The 2,386-nt window shown below is 74.3% G+C and carries 2 protein-coding genes; both read right to left on the reverse strand.

All coding sequences use genetic code 11. From position 1 onward, the window contains the following. Positions 1-2: 2 nt before the first annotated feature. Positions 3-947: a hypothetical protein gene (locus ACWGDE_RS38240; protein ID WP_453393694.1), complete on the reverse strand. Its 945-nt coding sequence runs from the start codon at positions 945-947 to the stop codon at positions 3-5. A gap of 143 nt (positions 948-1,090) precedes the next feature. After that, the gene (locus ACWGDE_RS38245) at positions 1,091-2,371 is read right to left on the reverse strand and encodes an Ig-like domain-containing protein (protein WP_453393695.1); all 1,281 of its coding nucleotides are present in this window, start codon (positions 2,369-2,371) and stop codon (positions 1,091-1,093) included. Between the last annotated feature and the right edge of the window lie 15 nt (positions 2,372-2,386).

Raw genomic sequence — 2,386 nt, forward strand, 5'->3', positions numbered from 1 at the left:
CCCTACGACTCGGCGCGCCGCTTCTGCGCCTTGCGGAGGTCCTCCTCGGCCCGGGACACCGCGCGGGCCGCGTCCCGGCCTGCGGAGCCGCCCGCCTTGACGCCCGACGGGCCCGGGCCCCCCTTGGCGTCCCCGGCCCCGCCGTCCGCACCGGCGGTGGACGTACCTGCGGTGGACGTACCGGCGGTCGGCGTACCGGCGGTCGGCGTACCCGAGGTCGGCGTACCCGCGGTCGCGGTCACCGAGGCCTCGCCGCGGGCGGCGGAGCTGCGGGCGTCCTCCAGGGAGCGCTCGGCCGCGGTGACGGCGTCCTCGGCGGAGGACACGGCCTCGCCCCAGTCCGCCACCGCCGGCAGCGGGTCGTAACCGATCGAGGAGTAGAAGGCGGTGAGGGCGGTCTTGGTCCCGGCCGCGAAGGTGCCGGCCGGGTCGCCGACGACGGGGTGACCCAGTCCGGCGAGGGCCTTCTGGAGCTGCTTGACGTCGTCGCCGGTCGCGCCCGGTCTCAGATCGCGATAGACCGGCAGGCTGCCGGGGAGCGCGAACACCGGCCGGCCGGAGACCTCCAGCAGGACCTTGCCCGGGTCTATTCGGTCGCCCCGGCGCACGGGGACCTTGGTGACCACGGGCGCGCTCGCACCTTCCGTGCCCGCGACGGCCGGGACGACCTGCGTGCTCTGGGCGGCGCTGACGGTGCCGCGCACGATGACGGTGTCCCGCAGGACGCGCTTCTCCACGCGCGCGACGAGCACGTCGAGGGGCGGCGGGGCGGCGTCGGCGGCGGCCTGCGCCGGGGACTTGATCACGAAGGAGGCGGCCACACCGGCGCCGGCGAGCAGTACGGCTCCGCCCACCACGGCGGCCACCCACCGGCGCTGCCGGGCCAGGGGGGCGGGACTCGGCTCAGCGGGAACGGCAACCACCGTACGTAATCGCCGAATTGCCATGGAACACTCCTTCGCAGTGCTCCGCCCGGAATCCGGCAGGAGTCAGGGCGGGGCTTCGACCGTGTCTCGTGGGCACCATAGATCACCTCCGAACCTCCGCGCCCTGCCCCAAGAAACCTTTGTCACAAGCCAGTTGGGATCCCTCACGTGAGCGGACGCAGCCGGGACGGGCCGTGGGCGGAGACCTGCGTCGGGGCCTGGGCCGAGGCGTACGGGGAAGCCGGTGCGAGCGGGGACTCGGCGGAGGCGCCCAGGGCGCTGCCCGCCCGCCACGCGTCCCAGTCCAGGTTCCAGTCCCCGAAGCCGTTGTCGAAGGGGGTCATCGGCGCACCGCCGCTGTTCACCACCGACACCACGTCCCCCTCGCGCACCGTGTCGAAGAACCAGGCCGCGTCCGCCGTACTCATGCCCGTGCAGCCGTGGCTGACGTTCTCCTCGCCCTGCGCGTCGACCGACCAAGGGGCGGCGTGCACGTACTCGCCGCTCCACGTCACCCGGGTCGCGTAGAAGACGGGCAGGTCGTAGAACTCGGTCGTCCCGCGCTTGATGCCCACGCTGTCCCCGCGCATCCGGACCTTGTACTCCTTGCCCAGGACGACCTTGACCCCGCTGCGCGTCAGGAACCCGGCCTTGCCGGTCGTCACCGGGATCGTCCGCAGGACCCTTCCGTTGCGCCGCACGGTCATCTCGTGGGCGGCGGCGTCGGTGACCGCCTCGATCCGCTCCCCGATGGTGAACCGCAGGGATTCCGAGGCCCCGCCGTACTCCCGGTCCGCGACCTCGACCCCGTCGAGACCGCTGAGCACGCGCACCACGGTGTGGGCGGGCCAGTACGTACGGGGCCGGTAGTGCAGCGTGGAGTCGTCGACCCAGTGCCAGGACCCCTCGACCGCCGGCTCCGAGCTGACCTGCAACGCCCGCTCCAGCCGGGCCCGCGCAGCCGGGTCCGAGGCGGGCACCGGGTGACTGAGGGAGGCCGTCACGATCTGCCCCGCTCCGTACGTGCCGGGCTTGGGCCCGAACTCGACGGTGAGCCTGCCGTCCTCGGCCGCCGGAGCGGTCCGGAACGCCATGGTCACACCGACCGGCGTGCCCGCCGTGTCCTGCGCGCCGACCCGGACCGTGTACGTCTCACCGGCCCGCAACGGCTCGGTGTTCACCCAGCGGTGCCCCCGGGCGCCGAGTGCGCCGCCCACGTACCGCCCGTGGCCGTCGTGGACGGTCACGTACGTGAGCAGTCCCGGTCCGGCGAGGGTGATCTCCAGGGGGCTGGCGGCATCGGTGGGGAGCACGACCGTGTGCGCCGCCGCGCGGGCGGCGCCCCGGGACGAGGGATCGCGCACCACGGAACCGGCTCCGCGCGCGGTGGCCCGTACCAGCCGCTGCTCCAGCCCGCCGCACAACTCGGCGCGGAAGGCCTCCACCGCACACCGTCGCCC

The organism is Streptomyces sp. NPDC054956 (genome assembly GCF_053609185.1).

What these genes read in the sequence shown, in the direction of transcription:
- ACWGDE_RS38240 (WP_453393694.1), bottom strand. Translation starts at nt 947, where the DNA reads ATGGCAATTCGGCGATTACGTACGGTGGTTGCCGTTCCCGCTGAGCCG.